This is a genomic window from Tardiphaga sp. 42S5 (assembly GCF_034044155.1).
GTDB classification, from domain to species: Bacteria; Pseudomonadota; Alphaproteobacteria; order Rhizobiales; family Xanthobacteraceae; genus Tardiphaga; species Tardiphaga robiniae.
The window spans coordinates 3,724,312-3,743,383 of the sequence record NZ_CP139027.1; the positions used below are offsets into that span (position 1 = coordinate 3,724,312).

Consider the following 19,072-nt stretch of genomic DNA (forward strand, 5'->3'; position numbering starts at 1 on the left):
AGCCTGAGACGGCCGAGCAAAGACGGAAAATCGGCACCTTGTGCGGTTGCGCCATCGGGCGGACTGCTTGCAAGGGGGCACAGCAAAAGGAATGGGCCATGACTGCCTCCAAACCCCGGCCAACCATTGTTCACGGCGAAAGCCACTCCTATCCGGTGTTGCCGTTGCGCGACATCGTCGTCTTCCCGCACATGATCGTGCCTCTCTTCGTCGGCCGCGAGAAATCGATCCGCGCGCTCGAAGAGGTGATGAAGAACGATGCGCTCATCATGCTCGCCACGCAGAAGAATGCGTCGGACGATGATCCATCGCCGGACTCGATTTACGAGATCGGTACGCTCGCCAGCGTGCTGCAGCTTTTGAAGCTTCCCGACGGCACCGTGAAGGTGCTGGTGGAAGGGCTCGAGCGCGCCAAGGTCGAGAAGTATTCCGATCGCACCGAATATTACGAAGCGACGGCAGTCGCGCTGGCCGACACCGATGCGAAGAGCGTCGAGGCGGAAGCACTGTCGCGTTCGGTTGTCTCGGACTTCGAGAGCTATGTGAAGCTCAACAAGAAGATCTCCGCCGAAGTCGTCGGCGTCGTGCAGGCGATCACTGACTTCGCCAAGCTCGGCGACACCGTTGCGTCGCATCTCGCCGTCAAGATCGCGGATCGCCAGGGCATCCTGGAAACGCTGTCCGTCACCGCGCGCCTGGAGAAGGTGCTCGGCCTGATGGAGAGCGAGATCTCGGTGCTGCAGGTCGAGAAGCGCATCCGCTCGCGTGTCAAGCGCCAGATGGAGAAGACCCAGCGCGAGTACTATCTCAACGAGCAGATGAAGGCGATCCAGAAGGAACTCGGCGACGACGAAGGTCGTGACGAGCTGGCCGACATCGAAGAGAAGATCGCCAAGACCAAGCTGTCGAAGGAAGCCCGCGAGAAGGCGCAGCATGAGCTGAAGAAGCTGCGCCAGATGTCGCCGATGTCCGCGGAAGCGACCGTCGTGCGCAACTATCTCGACTGGCTGCTGTCGATTCCGTGGGGCAAGAAGTCCAAGGTCAAGAAGGACCTCGCCGCGGCGCAGGCCGTGCTGGACGACGATCACTACGGGCTCGAGAAGGTCAAGGACCGCATCGTCGAGTATCTCGCGGTGCAGACCCGCGCCAACAAGCTGAGCGGGCCGATCCTGTGCCTCGTCGGACCTCCCGGCGTCGGCAAGACCTCGCTCGGCAAGTCGATCGCCAAGGCGACCGGACGTGAGTTCGTGCGCGTGTCGCTCGGCGGCGTGCGTGACGAGGCGGAGATCCGCGGACATCGCCGGACCTATATCGGTTCGATGCCCGGCAAGATCATCCAGTCGATGCGCAAGGCCAAGACGACGAATCCGCTCTTCCTGCTGGATGAGATCGACAAAATGGGCGCCGATTTCCGCGGCGATCCGTCGTCGGCTCTGCTTGAGGTCCTCGACCCCGAGCAGAACGGCACCTTTGCCGATCACTATCTGGAGGTCGACTACGATCTGTCGAACGTGATGTTCATCACCACGGCGAACACCCTGAATATTCCGGGCCCGCTGATGGATCGTATGGAGATCATCCGGATCGCCGGCTACACGGAGAACGAGAAGGTCGAGATCGCCCGCAAGCATCTCATTCCGATCGCGCTCTCCAAGCACGGTCTGGATGCCAAGGAATGGTCGATCGACGACGACGCCTTGCTCTTGATGATCCGCCGCTACACCCGCGAAGCGGGCGTGCGTAATCTGGAGCGCGAGCTTTCCACACTGGCCCGCAAGGCCGTGAAGGAGCTGATGCTCTCGAAGAAGAAGGTGGTGAAGGTCACCGAGAAGAATCTCGAAGAGTTCCTGGGCGTGCCCAAGTATCGCTACGGCGAGATCGAGAGCGACGATCAGGTCGGTGTCGTCACCGGTCTGGCATGGACGGATGTCGGTGGTGAATTGCTCACCATTGAAGGCGTCATGATGCCCGGCAAGGGCCGCATGACCGTCACCGGCAACCTGCGTGACGTGATGAAGGAATCGATCTCGGCAGCGGCGTCCTATGTCCGCTCGCGCGCGATCAACTTCGGGATCGAGCCGCCGCTGTTCGAGCGGCGCGACATCCACGTCCACGTGCCCGAGGGTGCAACGCCGAAGGACGGTCCGTCCGCAGGCGTGGCGATGGCGACGACGATCGTGTCCGTGCTCACGGGCATTCCGATCCGGCACGATGTCGCCATGACCGGCGAGATCACGCTGCGCGGCAGGATCCTGCCGATCGGTGGTCTGAAGGAGAAGTTGTTGGCAGCGGCCCGCGGCGGCATCAAGACGGTGCTGATCCCCGAGGACAATGCCAAGGACCTCACCGAGATCTCCGACGCCATCAAGGGCGGGCTGAATATCATCCCGGTCGCCCGGATGGACGAGGTGATCGCCAACGCCCTGGTGCGGGCGCCCAAGGCGATCGTCTGGGAAGAGGACACCAAGCTGCCGGTGAAAGCCGACGGCGCGGAAGAGGCCGGCAGCGGCCTGACAGCCCACTAAGGTCGACATCCTCGACAACAATCAGCGGCGCCCTTCGGGGCGCCGTTTTTTTATGGCAAGATCGCAGTTGTTCGGAGATCGTTCGGGAGACGGCGTGATGCAGATCGACGGCCAATGCCACTGCGGCTTCATCAGCTATCGCGCGACAATCAATCCGCAGCGGGTGTCGATCTGCCATTGCACGGATTGCCAGACCATGACCGGCTCGGCCTATCGCGTCACGGTGCTGACGCCGGCCGACACGATCGAGATGACGGGCGGTGCGCCGAAGGTCTATGTCAAGCGCGGCGACAACGGTCTCAACCGGCTGCAGCATTTTTGCGGGGACTGCGGCACGCCGATATTCGCCAGTGGCGAAGCGGCTGAGGATAACGAGTGGGGTATTCGCTGGGGCAGTATTCGCCAGCGCGCCGAGCTGCCGCCACGACGTCAGATCTGGTGCCGGTCAGCCGCGCCCTGGATTCATGATCTTGCGGAACTGCCAACGCGGCCAAAGGGATCGAACGATCCATAGGACGCAGAACGCCTTGCCGCGGGGAAGTCCCGGCGTTAAAGAGAGGCCGTGAGGGCGGCTAGCTCAGCTGGTTAGAGCATCTCGTTTACACCGAGAGGGTCGGGAGTTCGAATCTCTCGCCGCCTACCACCTCCCTAAACCCATGTCCTCCGAGTGTTTCGCCTAGCGCGCCGCCAGCACCTTGGCGAGCTGAACGCCTTCGTTCAACAGCGCCATGCGCAGCAGATCATAGGTCGTCTCGGACCCGCATGCGTTTGCCAACCGCAGGGCTTGCAGCATCGTGACAATTAGCTCGTCGGCGTCTTTGCCGCCCTGAATGACCTGGAACTGATTGGGGGACATCGGCATCAGGCGATCCGCCGGGATGTCTGAGGCAGTGCAAAGACGCTGTCTTTGATGGCGACACTCTTGCTGACGCGGACGAGACACTTTTCGCTGACATGAAACAGCACGGCGATGGTGGCCTCGCCATCGATCATGGCTGGCAATCCCAGTGGCTCGATCTCCAGTCCGAAGCCCTGAAGAATCGGGATGCGCAAGGGATTGATGACCGAGGTGAAACCGGACAGGCCTTCCATCAGGCCATATTCCTGAATCGCGAGCAGCAGTTCGAAATAGTGATGGCTGCGGCGTTCGGATTTGCGCATGGCAAAGCGTGTCAGCTCGAACACATCGCGGCGCTGGATCAGCGCGCCATCGACAAGCTGCGCAAAATTCTCGCTGAGCATGTGAGGCAAGACGGTTGGATAGAGCCGGAAGCCGCCTGCGACAGTGCCTGCGTCGTCGGCCGCGACCAGATAGACGGCGGCATCATCGTCATACTGGTCTTTCTCGTGCTCGCCATCGACATCGAAGGCGGTCCAGCCGCGCTCTCCGACAAAGACCTCGTGCCGTAACCGAAATTGCTTGTCCAGGAGATCGCCGAACTGCCCAGCATTACCGCTGTGAATGACCTCGATCATAAAAAGCTCTCCACGCTCGTCTGCGTGGAGGGTTCTCATGATGAGTTTGGTCGCGATATTCCGTGGGCAGGGGATTGACAATTCAGAAAGCGATCAGTCCTTGTGTGATCGCTTCGGCCACGGCCTGCGCGCGCGTATGCGCATTCAACTTGTGCATGGCAGCGGTGACAGTCTTGTTCACCGTATCCTCGGAGATACCGAGAATGACGCTCGTATCCCAGGCGGTCTTTCCGGCAGCGACCCAGCTGACGACCTCGCGCTCCCGCAAGGTGAGGGCGATCAACTTCGCACGCTGGTGAGAGCGAAGCGTTGCAAAGCGGTTGAACGCATACATCGTGACGAGCTCGATGGCGCCGTGCGCGTCCTCGGTATTTTCGACTTCGTAGCCTGCCAGCGAGAGGCCGGCCTGATAGCCGTTCATGCCGTGCACCGGTGCGCAGAGGCCGAACTTCAATCCGTAATCGACAGACGCGATCTCCATGATGGTCCGTGATATCGGGCTGACCTCATCGAGCCGGATGTCGGACCAGGTGAACAGCTCGGGTTGCCGGCGGATCCGCGGCGCAACGGGATCCGAGGCATAGAAATTGGACGCGCTATATTGTTCGGCCCATGGCTTGGGCCATACTTTCAGCAACACGCGATCTTCGAACGGTTGGTTGACGCCGGTCGAGGCCAGAAAGCAGATGTGGTTGTAGCCGAACGATTTGGCCGTAGCGGCCACGACATCGCCAACCGCAGACATGGAGGCGGCATTGGCAATGCTTTCGATGGCCGACAACGCGGTCTGAAAATGCTTGCCTTTGAATGACCCCATGGCGCGCCTGCATATCAGCTGAAATGGAGCTATGTTTTTGGGATATTATTCTTATTACAATTTATAATATGTAGTGGGGAGGATATCGTCGCCGTCACGGCGCGCAATTCGCCATTCGATTGACACCACAACTATACACCGTTCCGTCATTGCCGGAACGCCCGTCCCTCGCTGCTTTTGTGCAGCGAATGGTTCTTTATTACCACTACGCCCTTTCTTCCCAGATCATCGCCAGATGCACGATGGTCTGCACGGCCTTTTCCATGTCCTGGACGCTGACCCATTCAGTACGGCCGTGGAAGGCGTGTTCGCCGGCGAAGATGTTGGGGCAGGGCAGGCCCATGAAGGACAGCCGCGATCCGTCGGTGCCGCCGCGGATGCTGCTGCGGACGGGTTTGAGCCCGGCGCGCTGGATCGCTTCCACGGCGTATTCGACCATCTGCGGATAGCGGTCGATCACCTGCTTCATGTTGCGGTATTGCTGCTTGATCTCGAGCGTTGCCGTCGAATGCGGATAGGCCGTCATCACGTCGTCGACGATGGATTGCAGCAGCGCTTCCTTCTCGGCAAGGCCGTCATCTGTGAAGTCGCGCACGATCAGACTGAGCGTCGCTTTTTCAAGCGCGCCAGAAATGCCGATCGGATGCAGGAAGCCTTGCTTGCCGTCGGTGGTCTCAGGCGAACAGGTGTCTTTCGGCAGTCGCTCGACGATTGCGGCGGCGATCTTGATGGCGTGCTCCATCTTGCCTTTGGCAAAGCCGGGATGCGCGCTGACGCCTTCGATGGTGATGACGGCACCGTCGGCCGAGAAGGTCTCGTCTTCGACATAGCCGGCGGTCTCGCCGTCCATGGTGTAGGCAAAGTCGGCGCCCAGCTTTGTCAGGTCGACCTTGTCGACGCCGCGGCCGATCTCTTCATCGGGCGTGAACAGGATCTTGATGGTGCCGTGCCTGATCTGCGGATTGGCAACCAGGAAACGTGCCGCGTCCATGATCTCGGCAAGGCCAGCCTTGTTGTCGGCGCCCAGCAAAGTGGTGCCGTCGGTGGTGATGATGTCATGGCCGATCTGGTCCTTCAGCGCCGGATTGTCGGCGACGCGGATGACCTGCGTTGTGTCCGCCGGCAGCACGATATCGCCGCCCCGATAGTTCTTGACGATCTGCGGTTTGACGTCCTTGCCACTGCAGTCGGGCGAAGTGTCCATATGCGAGCAGAAGCATATCACCGGCACTTTCTTGTCCGATGTCGAGGGGATCGTCGCATAGACATAGCCATGCTCGTCGAGATGCGCGTCCCTGAGCCCCAGGTCCCGCAGCTCCTGCGCGAGTACGCGGCCGAGATCCTTCTGCTTTTCGGTCGATGGGCAGGTGGGGGAGGCGGGGTCGGACTGGGTGTCGATCACCACATAGCGCAGGAAGCACGCAGTCACATCATGGGCGAAATCGAAGGGGGGAGTTGCTGTCAAAGGGCACCATCTGATTGCAGAAGTCCTCACAGCTTAGAAGTTTCATTCCGGGCCGTCACGAGGACGCGGCCCGGAATGAGAAGTTCAAGCGGTCGATCAGACGGCTTCCTTGAGTTCCTTGGCCGGCCGGAACGCGACCTTCTTGCTGGCCGCGATCTCGATCTGCTCGCCGGTCGCCGGGTTGCGACCCATGCGGGCGGCGCGCTTGCGGACCTGAAGGATGCCAAGGCCGACGATACGGATACGCTCGCCATTCTTGAGGTGGTTGGTGATGCGCTCCACCATGTCACCGAGGATTTCTTCGGCCTTCTTCTTCGACAGCTCGTGATCTTCAGCCAGGGCCGCGGCGAGATGCTTCAGCGTGATGGTGGGAGGAGTGGCCGCTTTCGCGGCGGTGGTGGTTGCAGCTTTTGCCATGAATCTGGCCCTTCTCGTTGGTGGTCTGTCTTAAACCTGTGACGCAGCAGGGCTTAAACGATTCGGAGCGATGCCGCCCCGCTGTTTTGCCTGCAAACAGGGGCTTATTTGCATTTTCGGCCTTAAAACGGCCTTCTCGCACAGCCTGCAACGACGCCTTCCTGTGATGTCCCCGGGAATGGTTCTGCAACGTCCTTGACTTCAAAAGGACGTCCCTTTATGTCCAGCCCCACTGCGGGATTGCAGACGATCCACGCGGGAGTAGCTCAGTTGGTTAGAGCGCTGCCCTGTCACGGCAGAGGTCGCGGGTTCGAGTCCCGTCTCTCGCGCCATTCCATCGGGAATGGCGGGATTCAGGTCCATCCGCGGGTCGTCCCCACAAGTTTCCTCAAGAGAACTATAGAGTTGCAGACGTCACGCGCGGCATTTGACGTGCCAGCGCTCAGAACGAATCTGCGAGCGCGATTTCCTGCTTCAGCGCCTCGATTCGCCGCGCGGCTTCAGCGCGCGTCAGGTCCTTTTCGAATTGTTTGGGCTGATAGGCCTCGATCGCCAGCGATTTCAGCGTCAGCGCCTGACCGCGGGTCATCGGGCCGGAGAGGCGATCCGGCAGGCTCTCATACGACGATACCGATGCGGCAATCGCGGGGACGACGATCTCACCGCGGGTGTTCAAAGCCGGGGTCTTCAAAGCCAGGGCCTTCAAAGCAAGGGTCATGGGAACCTCCAAAAATCCGATCTGGGTCGAAACAATGGCTTGTCAATTTGTTCTCTTTTTGTTCTATAGCGCAAATGACCAAGCTCGCCAACCTGAATTTCAGAATCGCCCGGCTGCGCTACCAGATGAAAGGGGTGCAGTCGGATATCCGGCTGCTGACCAATGCCGGGCTGGACTGTGCCAATGCCTCCATGCGCCTGCGGCGGATGCAGGCCGACCTGCTGGCGCTCATTGCGGAACGTGAGGCGCTGGCATGTCCGGCGTGAGTGAGCCGCCGCAGCTCAGGATCATCACATTGCGGGCGCAGATCGCCGAGCTCGGCGCGGCGATCCGTCTGTTGCGACAGGCGGGCATGGACAACGCCGCCGCGGAGTTGCTGCTGGTGCGGAAACGCGCCGAACTGGAGGGCTTGATGCTGCCGGGAAGGACCGCCAAGTCCGACCCGCCGACAGGCGAGGTTTGAGGGTCCCGGCCGTTGAGAAGTCATGCCGGATTTTTGAGAATCTGCGGGAGGTTTGTCGCAGCCGGCGATGCATCGGCAAGGTTGCGTTTCAATCGTCGCGCCGCGCATGGCAGAGCATGAAACTGTCAGCATCCCTTGTCTTGCATGGCTTGTTGCGCTGCGCTAAGCCTCAGAACCATTCCAATGTTCGAATCTGTGGCAAAGTCAGGGCCGCAGGAGTAAGGCTCGCCGATGAACGGCATCTTGCATAATTATCTCCCACTTGTGGTCTTTATCGGCATCGCATCCGTCATCGGTCTGGCCTTGCTGATCGCGCCATTTCTCGTCGCCTACCAGCAGCCAGATCCGGAAAAGCTGTCCGCCTATGAATGCGGATTCAACGCTTTTGACGATGCGCGCATGAAGTTCGATGTGCGGTTCTATCTGGTGGCGATTCTCTTCATCATCTTCGATCTGGAAGTCGCCTTTCTGTTTCCGTGGGCAGTGGCCTTCGGCAAGCTTGGCGCAACCGGCTTCTGGTCGATGATCGTGTTTCTCGGCGTGCTCACCATCGGTTTCGCCTACGAATGGAAGAAAGGCGCGCTCGAATGGGATTGAGCCCAGTCATAGCCTCGGCTCCCGCCATCGCGCAGGCGCCGAAAGGCATTATCGATCCGTCCACCGGCAAGCCGGTCGGCGCGAACGATCCGTATTTTCTCGAGGTCAATGCCGAGCTGTCCGACAAGGGCTTCTTCGTCGCCGCGACTGACGACCTGATCACCTGGGCGCGCACCGGCTCGCTGATGTGGATGACTTTCGGTCTCGCCTGCTGCGCGGTCGAGATGATGCAGGTGTCGATGCCGCGTTACGACGTCGAGCGCTTCGGCTTCGCGCCGCGCGCGTCGCCGCGTCAGTCCGACGTGATGATCGTCGCCGGCACGCTGACCAACAAGATGGCCCCGGCGCTGCGCAAGGTCTATGACCAGATGCCGGAGCCGCGTTACGTCATCTCGATGGGCTCCTGCGCCAATGGCGGCGGCTACTATCACTACTCGTATTCGGTGGTTCGGGGCTGCGACCGTATCGTGCCGATCGACATTTATGTCCCGGGCTGCCCGCCCACCGCAGAAGCGCTTCTCTACGGCGTGCTGCTGCTGCAGAAGAAGATCCGCCGCACCGGCACGATTGAACGCTAAGACTCGCGAACGCTTAAGGCTTTGTCATGGACGATGTGAGGCTCGACACACTGGGTCAGACGATTGTCGGCGCCCTGCCGGGTGCCGCACTCGCGCATGAGGTGGCGTTCGGCCAGCTGACGATTGCGGTGGAAACATCGAAGATCGTCGAGGTCGCGCAGTTCCTGCGTGACGATCCGCGCTGCCGCTTCGTCAACTTCACCGATGCGACGGCGGTCGACTACCCCGGCCGCGAAAAGCGCTTCGACGTTGTCTATCACCTGATGTCGCCGACATTGAACGCCCGCATTCGCCTCAAGGCTCTGGCCTCCGAGACAACGCAGGTGCCGTCGATCATCTCGGTGTTTCCCGGCGCAGACTGGTTCGAGCGCGAAGCCTATGACCTCTATGGCGTGATCTTTGTCGGCCATCCCGACATGCGCCGTCTGCTGACCGATTACGGTTTCGACGGCCATCCGCTGCGCAAGGACTTCCCGCTCACAGGCTTCGTCGAGGTTCGCTACGACGACCAGGAGAAGCGGGTGGTGTACGAGCCGGTCCGGCTCAATCAGGAATTCCGCAAATTCGATTTCCTCTCGCCCTGGGAAGGCGCGGATTATCCCGTGCTGCCGGGTGACGAGAAGGCAGAGGTCAAGCCATGACCGAACAACCCAACGTTCGCAATTTCACGATCAACTTCGGACCGCAGCATCCGGCCGCGCACGGCGTGCTCCGCCTGGTGCTGGAGCTCGACGGTGAAGTCGTAGAGCGCGTCGATCCGCATATCGGCCTGCTTCACCGCGGCACCGAGAAGCTGATCGAGCAGAAGACCTATCTGCAGGCGATCCCGTATTTCGACCGGCTCGATTACGTCGCGCCGATGAACCAGGAACACGCGTTCTGTCTGGCCGCCGAAAAGCTGCTTGGCATCACCGTGCCGCGCCGCGGCCAGTTGATCCGCGTACTGTATTCCGAAATCGGCCGTATCCTGTCGCATCTTCTCAACATCACCACGCAGGCGATGGACGTCGGCGCGCTGACCCCGCCGCTATGGGGTTTCGAAGAGCGCGAAAAACTGATGGTGTTCTATGAGCGTGCCTCGGGCTCGCGCATGCATGCCGCGTTCTTCCGTATCGGCGGCGTGCATCAGGACCTGCCGCCCAAGCTGATCAACGATATCGATGCCTGGTGCGATGCCTTCCCGCAGGTGCTCGACGATCTCGAAACGCTGCTCACCGGCAATCGTATTTTCAAACAGCGTAACGTCGATATCGGCGTGGTGTCGCTGGAGGACGCCTGGAAGTGGGGCTTCTCCGGCGTGATGGTGCGCGGCTCGGGCGCTGCATGGGATTTGCGCAAGTCGCAGCCTTATGAATGCTACGCCGAAATGGATTTCGACGTTCCGATCGGCAAGAACGGTGACTGCTACGATCGTTACTGTATTCGTGTCGAAGAGATGCGGCAGTCGACCAAGATCATGAAGCAGTGCATCGCCAAGATGCGCGCGCCGGACGGGCAGGGCGCCGTTGCGGTCGAAGACAACAAGATTTTCCCGCCGCGTCGCGGCGAGATGAAGCGCTCGATGGAAGCGCTGATCCATCACTTCAAGCTCTACACTGAGGGCTTCCGCGTGCCGGAAGGCGAAGTCTACGCCGCCGTCGAAGCGCCGAAGGGCGAGTTTGGCGTCTATCTGGTCTCCGACGGCAGCAACAAGCCGTACAAGTGCAAGATCCGCGCGCCGGGCTTTGCGCATCTGCAGGCCATGGACTTCATGTGCCGCGGCCATCTGCTCGCCGACGTCTCGGCCATTCTCGGTTCGCTCGACATCGTGTTCGGAGAGGTCGATCGATGAACGTAGCTGCGGGTCTCAGTCTGGCTATGACAGGTCTGATCGGATTGCCCGCTTTCGCGGCCGAGCTCGGCTGCGCGCACTATGCTGCCTTCAAGAAGCTGCCAGCCGGCTTCCAGGAAATCGCCAGCGGCGATCTGGGCGGCATTGAGAGCTTCGTTTTGTCGAACGGTGATTGCACCTGCAACAACGGTCCTGTGATTGCGCGCCGCTTTGGCCGATCGGCTCCCGTGGGTGAGAACTGGTCGTGTCGTCACGCAATCGGCGATGAGGTTGAGGTCAAACAGTGACGCTGACGCCTCCCATCCAGTTTGACCGGGCGTCCGGCGTTCTCCAGAGCGTGAATCTCTGGGAACGTGCGATGGCCTGTGCGCTGGTGGTTGGCTCGAAGATCTCGTCGTCGTTCTCGCATCGCGGCTACAACATGTGCGCCAATCTGATGCGCAGGACTGTGCTGCCGGCGCGCGATCTCGTCGTGAAGCTGAATGCGGATGCGCTGTTTGCGTTCCCGTTCGGCGACGGCTACTGGAGCAAGCTGCTCAACCGCACCTTCTCCTATGAAGACGAGCTTGAGGTGTTGTTCCGGAACTCGATCGATGTCGATTACACGCTGCTCGATTGCGGCGCGAATTACGGATACTGGTCGGTGCTGGTGTCGAGCGCGCCGTTCGGCTCGCATAAGGCGATTGCGATCGAGCCGTCGTTCGACAATTTCGCCAAGCTCGCCACTAACGCCAGGATCAATGGTGACCGGTTCGACGTCATCAAATGCGCGATCGGCTCGCAGCGTGGTACGGCGCATCTGTCGGGTACCAAGCACGAAGCTTTCAGCATCGCTGGCGATCCGAATGCCGGCGGCGAGGAAGTGCCGGTGATCTCGCTCGACAATCTGCTCGACGACGGCAAGGTGTCGATGTCTGGCAAATATCTGATCAAGCTCGACGTCGAAGGCGTCGAGATCGAGGCTATCAAGGGCGGCGCACGATTGCTGCAGGGCGACTCGGTCATCATGTGCGAAGAGCACGGCAATGACCCGCATCACACCGTCTCACGCTTTATCCTGGATCAAACGCCGCTCAAGCTGATCGTGCATGATCCCGCCACCAACCGTTTCGAAACCGTGACCGAGTTGTCGATCCTCGATCGCATCAAGGTGTCCACACATGTTGGCTACAACGTGTTTGGCACATCGAGTGCGTTCTGGATCGACCGCATCAACAGCCTGAATGCGAGCGCGGCGCGCCGCACTCATTGAGAGACTAGACATGTCCGTCCGCCGTTTGGCTCCGAAAGAAGTTCAGCCCGCTTCGTTTGAATTCACGCCCGAGAATCTGGCGTGGGCGAAAGAGCAGATCACGCATTATCCGCCCGGCCGTCAGGCATCGGCCGTGATTGCGATCCTGTGGCGTGCGCAGGAACAACAGGCCGGCTGGGTGTCGGAAGCCGCGATCCGCGTCGTCGCCGACATGCTGGAAATGCCCTATATCCGCGTGCTCGAAGTCGCGACCTTCTACACCCAGTTTCAGTTGCAGCCGGTCGGCAAGAAGGCGCACATTCAGGTCTGCGGCACCACGCCTTGCATGCTGCGCGGCGCCGGCGATCTGATCGACGTCTGTCAGCATCGCATCCATCACGACCCGTTCCATCTGTCCGCAGATGGCGACTTCAGCTGGGAAGAGGTCGAGTGCCTCGGCGCCTGCGTCAACGCCCCGATGGCGATGATCTGGAGCGACACCTACGAAGATCTCACCAAAGAGAGCATGAACAAGCTGATCGACGGTTTCGCCGCCGGCACGCCGCCGAAGCCGGGTTCGCAGATCGGCCGTCAGTTTGCTGCGCCCGAAGGCGGCGCGCGCGTGATGACGAGCGGTGGCGCCGCCACATACACGAAGGTTCTGGATATGCCGAAGGAACCCGCGCTCGCCGATGCCGAGCCGAAGAAGCAGACCGAGTCGGCCAATGTGCAGGAGCGCCCGGCGCCGAAGCCGCCGGCGGCTGATGCGACCAAGGCTAATCCGCCGAAAGCTGGCGCTCCCAAGGAGCCGAAGACTCCCAAGGAGCCGAAGAAATGACGCGCGCGCTGTCGATGAAATTTGCAACGCTGTCGGGGGACGCGGCAATGAACAAGTGGCTCTACATCGCACTGCATACGATGGTCGCAGCTGCGTTCATTTTCTCGCTGCAGCGTTTCTTTTTGAACGCCACGCTTGAATCAAGTCTGTTGTGGGCCGTTGTGTTCGGCGGTTGCGCCGCGATGCTCGCCTACAAGCAATCCAATCGCTGATCGAGGAAGCCATGCTCGACGACAACGACCGCATCTTCCGCAATCTCTACGGCTTCGACGACTGGGGCCTCGCTGGCGCACGCCGCCGCGGCGGCTGGGATGGCACCAAGGCCATCATCGACAAGGGCCGCGACTGGATCGTCAACGAGATGAAGGCGTCCGGCCTGCGTGGCCGCGGCGGCGCAGGTTTCCCGACCGGCATGAAGTGGTCCTTCATGCCGAAGGACAATGCCGACGGCCGCCCGAGCTATCTCGTCGTCAATGCTGACGAGTCCGAGCCCGGCACCTGCAAGGACCGCGAGATCATGCGCCACGATCCGCATACGCTGGTCGAAGGCTGTCTGATCGCCGGCTGCGCCATGGGCGCCCATGTCGGTTACATCTATGTGCGCGGCGAATTCATCCGCGAGCGCGAGCACCTGCAGGCGGCGATCGATCAGGCCTATGAGGCCAATCTGATCGGCAAGAACAACATTCACGGCTTCCCGTTCGACCTCTATGTCGCGCACGGTGCCGGCGCCTATATCTGCGGCGAAGAGACGGCACTGCTCGAAAGCCTTGAAGGCAAGAAGGGCCAGCCGCGCCTGAAGCCGCCATTCCCGGCCAATGTCGGTCTCTACGGCTGTCCGACCACGGTGAACAATGTGGAGTCGATCGCTGTTGCGCCGGACATCCTGCGTCGCGGCGCGGCGTGGTTCGCCTCGATCGGCCGTCCGAACAATGTCGGCACCAAGCTTTACGGCATCTCCGGCCACGTCAACACGCCCTGCGTCGTCGAGGATGCGATGAGCATTCCGTTCCGTGAGCTGATTGAGAAGCACGGCGGCGGCATTCGTGGCGGCTGGGATAATCTGCTGGCGATCATCCCGGGCGGCGCATCGTGCCCGCTGATCCCGGCTGCGGATTGCGAAGAACTCATCATGGATTTCGACGGCACCCGCGCGGTGAAGTCGTCGTTCGGCACCGCCGGCGTCATCGTCATGGACAAGTCCACCGACGTCGTCGCGGCGATTGCCCGCATCAGCTACTTCTTCAAGCATGAGAGCTGCGGCCAGTGTACGCCGTGCCGTGAAGGCACCGGCTGGATGTGGCGCGTGCTGAGCCGCATGGTCGAGGGCCGCGCCCACAAGCGCGAGATCGACATGCTGCTCGAAGTCACCAAGCAGGTTGAAGGCCACACCATCTGCGCACTCGGCGATGCCGCCGCGTGGCCGGTGCAGGGCCTGATCCGCGCCTTCCGCCCGGAGATCGAACGCCGCATCGAAGAGTTCAGCCGCAAGGCGACGCTCGACGATCAAGGCATCCTCGATCCCGCGCATCTGGTCGCGGCGGAGTAGGGCGCATGGCTATGACGAAACTGATCATCGACGGCAAAGAGATCGAGGTTCCCGCGGAGTTCACGCTGCTGCAGGCGTGTGAAGCCGCCGGCGCCGAAATCCCGCGCTTCTGCTACCACGAGCGCCTGTCGATCGCCGGCAACTGTCGCATGTGTCTGGTGGAAGTGAAGGGCGGACCGAAGCCGGTCGCGAGCTGCGCCTGGGGCGTGCGCGATTGCCGGCCTGGTCCCAAGGGAGAACCGCCGGAAATCTCGACGCGTTCGCCGATGGTCAAGAAGGCACGCGAAGGCGTGATGGAATTCCTGCTGATCAACCACCCGCTGGATTGCCCGATCTGCGATCAGGGCGGCGAGTGCGATCTGCAGGACCAGGCGATGGGCTATGGCGTCGACACGTCACGCTTTGCCGAGAACAAGCGTGCGGTCGAGGACAAGTATCTCGGTGCGCTGGTGAAGACCTCGATGAACCGCTGCATCCAGTGCACGCGCTGCGTCCGCTTCGCCGCTGAGATCTGCGGCGTGCCGGAAATGGGCGCGACCGGTCGCGGCGAGGACATGGAAATCACCTCGTTCCTCGAAACGGCGCTGACCTCGGAGCTGCAGGGCAACCTGGTCGATATCTGCCCGGTCGGTGCGCTGACCTCGAAGCCTTATGCTTTCGCCGCGCGTCCGTGGGAGCTCGGCAAGACCCAGTCCATCGACGTCATGGACGCCGTCGGCTCGGCGATCCGCGTCGATACCCGTGGCCGCGAAGTGATGCGCATCCTGCCGCGTGTCAATGAGGCGGTGAACGAGGAATGGATCTCCGACAAGACCCGCCACATCGTCGACGGCCTGCGCACGCAGCGTCTCGATCGTCCCTATATCCGCGACAACGGCAAGCTGCGTGCGGCGACCTGGGCTGAAGCGTTCAGTGCCATCGCTGCGAAGGTTGCCGGCACCAAGAAGATCGGCGCCATCGCTGGCGATCTCGCCGCCGTCGAGGAAATGTTCGCACTGAAGGCGCTGCTGGCGAGCATGGGCTCGGCCAATTTGGCGACCCAGAGCGCGGGCGCTTTCGACACGGCTGCTGGCCGCGCGTCCTATATCTTCAACCCGACCATCGCCGGCATCGAGCAGGCCGATGCACTGCTGATCGTGGGCGCCAACCCGCGCAAGGAAGCCGCCGTTCTCAACGCGCGCATCCGCAAGGCATGGCGCACCGGTGCATTGAAGGTCGGCGTGATCGGCGAGAAGGCCGATCTGACCTATCGCTACGACTATCTCGGTGCTGGCACGGACTCGCTGGCCGAACTCGCCGCCGGCAAGAACGCCTTCGCCGATGTGCTGAAGAACGCCAAGCATCCGATCGTGCTGGTTGGCGCCGGTGTAGCCGCACGTGCCGATGGCGCTGCGGTACTGGCGGCGGCTGCCAAGCTCGCTTCGGACTTCGGTGTTATCAAGGACGGCTGGAACGGTTTTGCGGTGCTGCAGACGGCGGCCTCGACCGTCGGCGCGCTTGATATCGGCTTCGCGCCGACATCGGGCAGCCTGAGCCTCGCGCAGATGACCTCGGCCGGTTCGCTCGACGTGCTGTTCTCGCTCGGCGCCGACGACGTGAAAGTCGCTGACGGCACTTTCGTCGTCTACATCGGCACCCATGGTGACCGCGGTGCGCATCGCGCCGACGTGATCCTGCCGGGTGCGGCCTATACCGAGAAGTCCGGCATCTTCGTCAACACCGAAGGCCGCGTGCAGATGGCGGAACGCGCCGGTTTCCCGCCGGGCGATGCCCGCGAGGACTGGGCGGTGATCCGCGCATTGTCCGACGTGCTCGGCCACAAGCTGCCTTACGACTCGCTGGCTGCCTTGCGGCAGGCGATCTTCAAGGCTGCACCGCACCTGATGCGCATCGATCAGATCGAGGCCGGCGATGCCGGTGCGATCAAGACCCTTGCGGGCAAGGGCGGCACCGTCGACAAGACACCGTTCAAGGCCTCCGTTGAGGACTTCTACCTGACCAACCCGATCGCGCGTGCGTCAGCCATCATGGCGGAATGCTCCCGCCTGGCCTCCGGCCAGATGCTGACGGCGGCGGAGTAAACTGATGGCTGAATTCTGGACAAGCACCCTGTGGCCGCTGATCATCATGGTCGCGCAGAGCCTCCTTGTGCTCGTGGTGCTCTTGATTGCGATTGCCTACATCCTGCTGGCTGACCGCAAGATCTGGGCGGCGGTACAGATCCGCCGTGGCCCCAACGTGGTCGGGCCGTTCGGCCTGCTGCAATCCTTCGCGGACTTGCTGAAATTCGTGCTGAAGGAGCCGGTGGTTCCTTCCAGCTCCAACAAGGGCGTGTTCCTGCTGGCGCCGCTGGTGTCCTGCGTGCTCGCGCTGGCGGCCTGGGCGGTGATCCCGATGGATCTCGGCTGGGTGATCTCCGACATCAATGTCGGTGTGCTCTATATCTTCGCGATCTCGTCGCTGTCGGTCTACGGCATCATCATGGCCGGCTGGTCGTCTAACTCGAAATATCCGTTCCTGTCGGCGCTGCGCGCCGCCGCGCAGATGGTGTCCTACGAAGTTTCGATCGGCTTCGTCATCATCACCGTCTTGCTCTGCGTCGGTTCGTTGAACCTGACGGCGATCGTCGCCGCGCAAGACTCGAAGTGGGGCATCCTCGGCTGGTACTGGATCCCGCTGTTCCCGATGTTCGTGATCTTCTACGTCTCGGCGCTGGCTGAAACCAACCGTCCGCCCTTCGACCTCGTCGAAGCGGAATCGGAACTGGTCGCGGGCTTCATGACCGAATACGGCTCGACTCCGTATCTGCTGTTCATGCTCGGCGAATACGTCGCCATCGTCACCATGTGCGCACTGGCAACGATCCTGTTTCTCGGCGGTTGGCTGTCGCCGATCCCGTTCGCGCCATTCACCTGGGTGCCAGGCATCATCTGGTTCGCCATCAAGGTGATGTTCATGTTCTTCCTGATTGCGATGGCGAAGGCGATCGTGCCGCGCTACCGCTACGACCAGCTGATGCGTCTGGGCTGGAAGGTGTTTCTGCCGCTGTCGTTGGCGTACGTCATCATCGTCGCTGCCGTGCTGCAATTCGGGGGCCTTGCTCCGAAATGAGGTCACTATGAATATCAGGGCAACAGCTCACTCGCTTCTGCTGGCGGAGTTCGTTTCGGCGTTCGTCCTCGCCATGCGGTATTTCTTCAAGCCGAAGCCGACGCTGAACTATCCGTTCGAGAAGGGGCCGATCTCGCCGCGTTTCCGTGGCGAGCATGCATTGCGCCGCTATCCGAACGGTGAAGAGCGCTGCATCGCCTGCAAGCTCTGCGAAGCGGTCTGTCCGGCGCAGGCCATCACCATCGAAGCCGGCCCGCGCCGCAACGATGGGACGCGCCGTACCGTCCGCTACGACATCGACATGGTGAAATGCATCTATTGCGGACTGTGCCAGGAGGCCTGTCCGGTGGATGCGATCGTCGAGGGACCGAACTTCGAGTTCGCCACCGAGACGCGTGAGGAACTCTATTATGACAAGGCGAAATTGCTCGCCAACGGCGACCGCTGGGAGCGCGAGATTGCGAAGTCAATCGAACTCGACGCGCCGTACCGGTAAGGTGACCAGATGATCCTTCCCGCATTGTTCTTCTATCTGTTCGCCAGCATCTGCGTGGCTTCCGCGGTCATGGTGATTGCCTCGCGCAATCCCGTGCATTCCGTGCTGTTCCTGATCCTGGCCTTCGTCAACGCCTCGGGCTTGTTCGTGCTGATGGGCGCCGAATTCCTGGCGATGCTGCTGATCGTCGTCTATGTCGGCGCCGTCGCGGTGCTGTTCCTGTTCGTCATCATGATGCTCGACGTCGACTTCACGCAGCTGCGCGAAGGCTTCATTCAGTATCTGCCGTTCGGTCTGTTGATCGGTGCGATCTTCCTCGCCGAATTGCTGCTGGTCGCAGGTGGTTGGGTAATGAACCCGAACGTCACCAAGTCGATCACGGCGGCCATCCCGACGAATGTGAGCAATACCGAGGCGCTCGGCCTCGTGCTCTATACGAAGTACATCCATTACTTCCAGCTGGCCGGCATGGTGCTGCTGGTGGCGATGATCGGCGCGATCGTGCTGACGCTGCGTCACAAGGTCAAAGTCCGGCGCCAGGACATCAATGTTCAGAACGCGCGCAATCCGGAACTGGCGATGGAAGTGCGCAAGGTCGCGACCGGGCAGGGCCTGCAGGACGCCGACGCGGGGAGCTGGGTCAAATGACGATCGGTCTCGGACACTATCTGGCGGTCGCAGCGATCCTGTTCACGCTGGGCATTCTCGGCATCTTCCTGAACCGCAAGAACATCATCGTCATCCTGATGTCGATCGAGCTGATCCTGCTCGCCGTCAACATCAACATGGTGGCGTTCTCGACCTTCCTCGGCGACATCGTCGGGCAGGTGTTCGCGCTGCTTGTGCTGACCGTGGCCGCTGCGGAAGCAGCGATCGGTCTCGCCGTGCTGGTGGTCTATTTCCGCAACCGCGGCTCGATCGCGGTTGAAGACGTCAATCTGATGAAGGGCTGAGCCAGTT

The 19,072-nt window shown here is 61.3% G+C and carries 24 protein-coding genes and 2 tRNA genes; 20 read left to right on the forward strand and 6 right to left on the reverse strand.

The window, feature by feature from the left end; all coding sequences use genetic code 11:
* Positions 1-98 precede the first annotated feature (98 nt).
* The 3 genes from lon to SFY93_RS17215 all read left to right on the forward strand — a co-directional run bounded on the left by lon (position 99) and on the right by SFY93_RS17215 (position 3,168).
* On the forward strand, positions 99-2,525 hold the full coding sequence (gene lon / locus SFY93_RS17205) for an endopeptidase La (RefSeq protein WP_093758782.1): 2,427 nt from the start codon (positions 99-101) through the stop codon (positions 2,523-2,525).
* A gap of 97 nt (positions 2,526-2,622) precedes the next feature.
* Positions 2,623-3,039 (forward strand): GFA family protein, encoded by a 417-nt coding sequence (locus SFY93_RS17210; protein ID WP_320447794.1) that lies wholly within the window; start codon positions 2,623-2,625, stop codon positions 3,037-3,039.
* 52 nt (positions 3,040-3,091) lie between these two features.
* Positions 3,092-3,168, forward strand: a tRNA-Val gene (locus SFY93_RS17215).
* Positions 3,169-3,201: 33 nt separating this feature from the next.
* On the opposite strand, the gene SFY93_RS17220 is transcribed toward SFY93_RS17215, so the two are convergent.
* The 5 genes from SFY93_RS17220 to SFY93_RS17240 all read right to left on the reverse strand — a co-directional run bounded on the left by SFY93_RS17220 (position 3,202) and on the right by SFY93_RS17240 (position 6,700).
* Positions 3,202-3,387: a hypothetical protein gene (locus tag SFY93_RS17220; RefSeq protein ID WP_315841841.1), complete on the reverse strand. Its 186-nt coding sequence runs from the start codon at positions 3,385-3,387 to the stop codon at positions 3,202-3,204.
* Positions 3,387-4,001: an acyl-homoserine-lactone synthase gene (locus SFY93_RS17225; protein ID WP_320443973.1), complete on the reverse strand. Its 615-nt coding sequence runs from the start codon at positions 3,999-4,001 to the stop codon at positions 3,387-3,389. Before SFY93_RS17225 ends, SFY93_RS17220 begins: the two co-directional genes overlap by 1 nt.
* An 82-nt stretch (positions 4,002-4,083) precedes the next feature.
* Positions 4,084-4,818 (reverse strand): helix-turn-helix transcriptional regulator, encoded by a 735-nt coding sequence (locus SFY93_RS17230; protein ID WP_089264570.1) that lies wholly within the window; start codon positions 4,816-4,818, stop codon positions 4,084-4,086.
* Positions 4,819-5,023: 205 nt separating this feature from the next.
* Complete coding sequence (gene pepT / locus SFY93_RS17235) at positions 5,024-6,283, reverse strand: peptidase T (RefSeq protein ID WP_320443974.1); 1,260 nt, start codon at positions 6,281-6,283, stop codon at positions 5,024-5,026.
* Between the two features lie 96 nt (positions 6,284-6,379).
* On the reverse strand, positions 6,380-6,700 hold the full coding sequence (locus SFY93_RS17240) for an HU family DNA-binding protein (protein WP_068730898.1): 321 nt from the start codon (positions 6,698-6,700) through the stop codon (positions 6,380-6,382).
* A 255-nt stretch (positions 6,701-6,955) separates the two neighbouring features.
* On the opposite strand from SFY93_RS17240, the gene SFY93_RS17245 reads away from it, so the two are divergent.
* Positions 6,956-7,032 (forward strand) — tRNA-Asp (locus tag SFY93_RS17245).
* A 110-nt stretch (positions 7,033-7,142) separates the two neighbouring features.
* Here the strand turns inward: SFY93_RS17245 and SFY93_RS17250 are convergent.
* Entirely contained in the window at positions 7,143-7,418 is a 276-nt protein-coding gene (locus SFY93_RS17250; RefSeq protein ID WP_231080817.1) for a DUF3072 domain-containing protein, read from the reverse strand.
* 74 nt (positions 7,419-7,492) lie between these two features.
* On the opposite strand from SFY93_RS17250, the gene SFY93_RS17255 reads away from it, so the two are divergent.
* The 16 genes from SFY93_RS17255 (at position 7,493) to nuoK (ending at position 19,065) form a co-directional block, all read left to right on the forward strand.
* A complete protein-coding gene (locus SFY93_RS17255) occupies positions 7,493-7,684 on the forward strand; it encodes a hypothetical protein (RefSeq protein WP_320443975.1) in 192 nt (63 codons plus the stop codon).
* On the forward strand, positions 7,672-7,881 hold the full coding sequence (locus tag SFY93_RS17260) for a hypothetical protein (protein WP_320443976.1): 210 nt from the start codon (positions 7,672-7,674) through the stop codon (positions 7,879-7,881). The genes SFY93_RS17255 and SFY93_RS17260 overlap by 13 nt, the downstream gene beginning before the upstream one ends.
* Positions 7,882-8,112: 231 nt before the next feature.
* On the forward strand, positions 8,113-8,478 hold the full coding sequence (locus SFY93_RS17265; RefSeq protein WP_068730894.1) for an NADH-quinone oxidoreductase subunit A: 366 nt from the start codon (positions 8,113-8,115) through the stop codon (positions 8,476-8,478).
* Entirely contained in the window at positions 8,469-9,056 is a 588-nt protein-coding gene (locus tag SFY93_RS17270) for a NuoB/complex I 20 kDa subunit family protein (RefSeq protein WP_089264564.1), read from the forward strand. Before SFY93_RS17265 ends, SFY93_RS17270 begins: the two co-directional genes overlap by 10 nt.
* A 26-nt stretch (positions 9,057-9,082) precedes the next feature.
* Positions 9,083-9,697 (forward strand): NADH-quinone oxidoreductase subunit C, encoded by a 615-nt coding sequence (locus tag SFY93_RS17275; RefSeq protein ID WP_320443977.1) that lies wholly within the window; start codon positions 9,083-9,085, stop codon positions 9,695-9,697.
* Complete coding sequence (locus SFY93_RS17280) at positions 9,694-10,887, forward strand: NADH-quinone oxidoreductase subunit D (protein ID WP_320443978.1); 1,194 nt, start codon at positions 9,694-9,696, stop codon at positions 10,885-10,887. The genes SFY93_RS17275 and SFY93_RS17280 overlap by 4 nt, the downstream gene beginning before the upstream one ends.
* A complete protein-coding gene (locus SFY93_RS17285; RefSeq protein ID WP_320443979.1) occupies positions 10,884-11,174 on the forward strand; it encodes a hypothetical protein in 291 nt (96 codons plus the stop codon). Before SFY93_RS17280 ends, SFY93_RS17285 begins: the two co-directional genes overlap by 4 nt.
* Complete coding sequence (locus SFY93_RS17290) at positions 11,171-12,139, forward strand: FkbM family methyltransferase (protein WP_320443980.1); 969 nt, start codon at positions 11,171-11,173, stop codon at positions 12,137-12,139. The genes SFY93_RS17285 and SFY93_RS17290 overlap by 4 nt, the downstream gene beginning before the upstream one ends.
* 10 nt (positions 12,140-12,149) lie before the next feature.
* Positions 12,150-12,956 (forward strand): NADH-quinone oxidoreductase subunit NuoE, encoded by an 807-nt coding sequence (gene nuoE, locus SFY93_RS17295; protein ID WP_175367098.1) that lies wholly within the window; start codon positions 12,150-12,152, stop codon positions 12,954-12,956.
* A complete protein-coding gene (locus tag SFY93_RS17300; RefSeq protein WP_115028619.1) occupies positions 12,953-13,168 on the forward strand; it encodes a hypothetical protein in 216 nt (71 codons plus the stop codon). The genes nuoE and SFY93_RS17300 overlap by 4 nt, the downstream gene beginning before the upstream one ends.
* 11 nt (positions 13,169-13,179) lie before the next feature.
* Entirely contained in the window at positions 13,180-14,505 is a 1,326-nt protein-coding gene (gene nuoF / locus SFY93_RS17305; protein ID WP_320443981.1) for an NADH-quinone oxidoreductase subunit NuoF, read from the forward strand.
* 11 nt (positions 14,506-14,516) lie between these two features.
* Positions 14,517-16,586, forward strand: a complete 2,070-nt coding sequence (gene nuoG / locus SFY93_RS17310; RefSeq protein ID WP_320447795.1) for an NADH-quinone oxidoreductase subunit NuoG — start codon at positions 14,517-14,519, stop codon at positions 16,584-16,586.
* A 4-nt stretch (positions 16,587-16,590) separates the two neighbouring features.
* Positions 16,591-17,616: an NADH-quinone oxidoreductase subunit NuoH gene (nuoH, locus tag SFY93_RS17315; protein ID WP_089264558.1), complete on the forward strand. Its 1,026-nt coding sequence runs from the start codon at positions 16,591-16,593 to the stop codon at positions 17,614-17,616.
* Positions 17,617-17,623: 7 nt separating this feature from the next.
* Entirely contained in the window at positions 17,624-18,112 is a 489-nt protein-coding gene (gene nuoI, locus SFY93_RS17320) for an NADH-quinone oxidoreductase subunit NuoI (protein WP_089264557.1), read from the forward strand.
* A 9-nt stretch (positions 18,113-18,121) separates the two neighbouring features.
* Positions 18,122-18,760, forward strand: a complete 639-nt coding sequence (locus tag SFY93_RS17325; protein ID WP_320443982.1) for an NADH-quinone oxidoreductase subunit J — start codon at positions 18,122-18,124, stop codon at positions 18,758-18,760.
* Entirely contained in the window at positions 18,757-19,065 is a 309-nt protein-coding gene (gene nuoK / locus SFY93_RS17330; RefSeq protein ID WP_068730883.1) for an NADH-quinone oxidoreductase subunit NuoK, read from the forward strand. Before SFY93_RS17325 ends, nuoK begins: the two co-directional genes overlap by 4 nt.
* Positions 19,066-19,072: the final 7 nt, after the last annotated feature.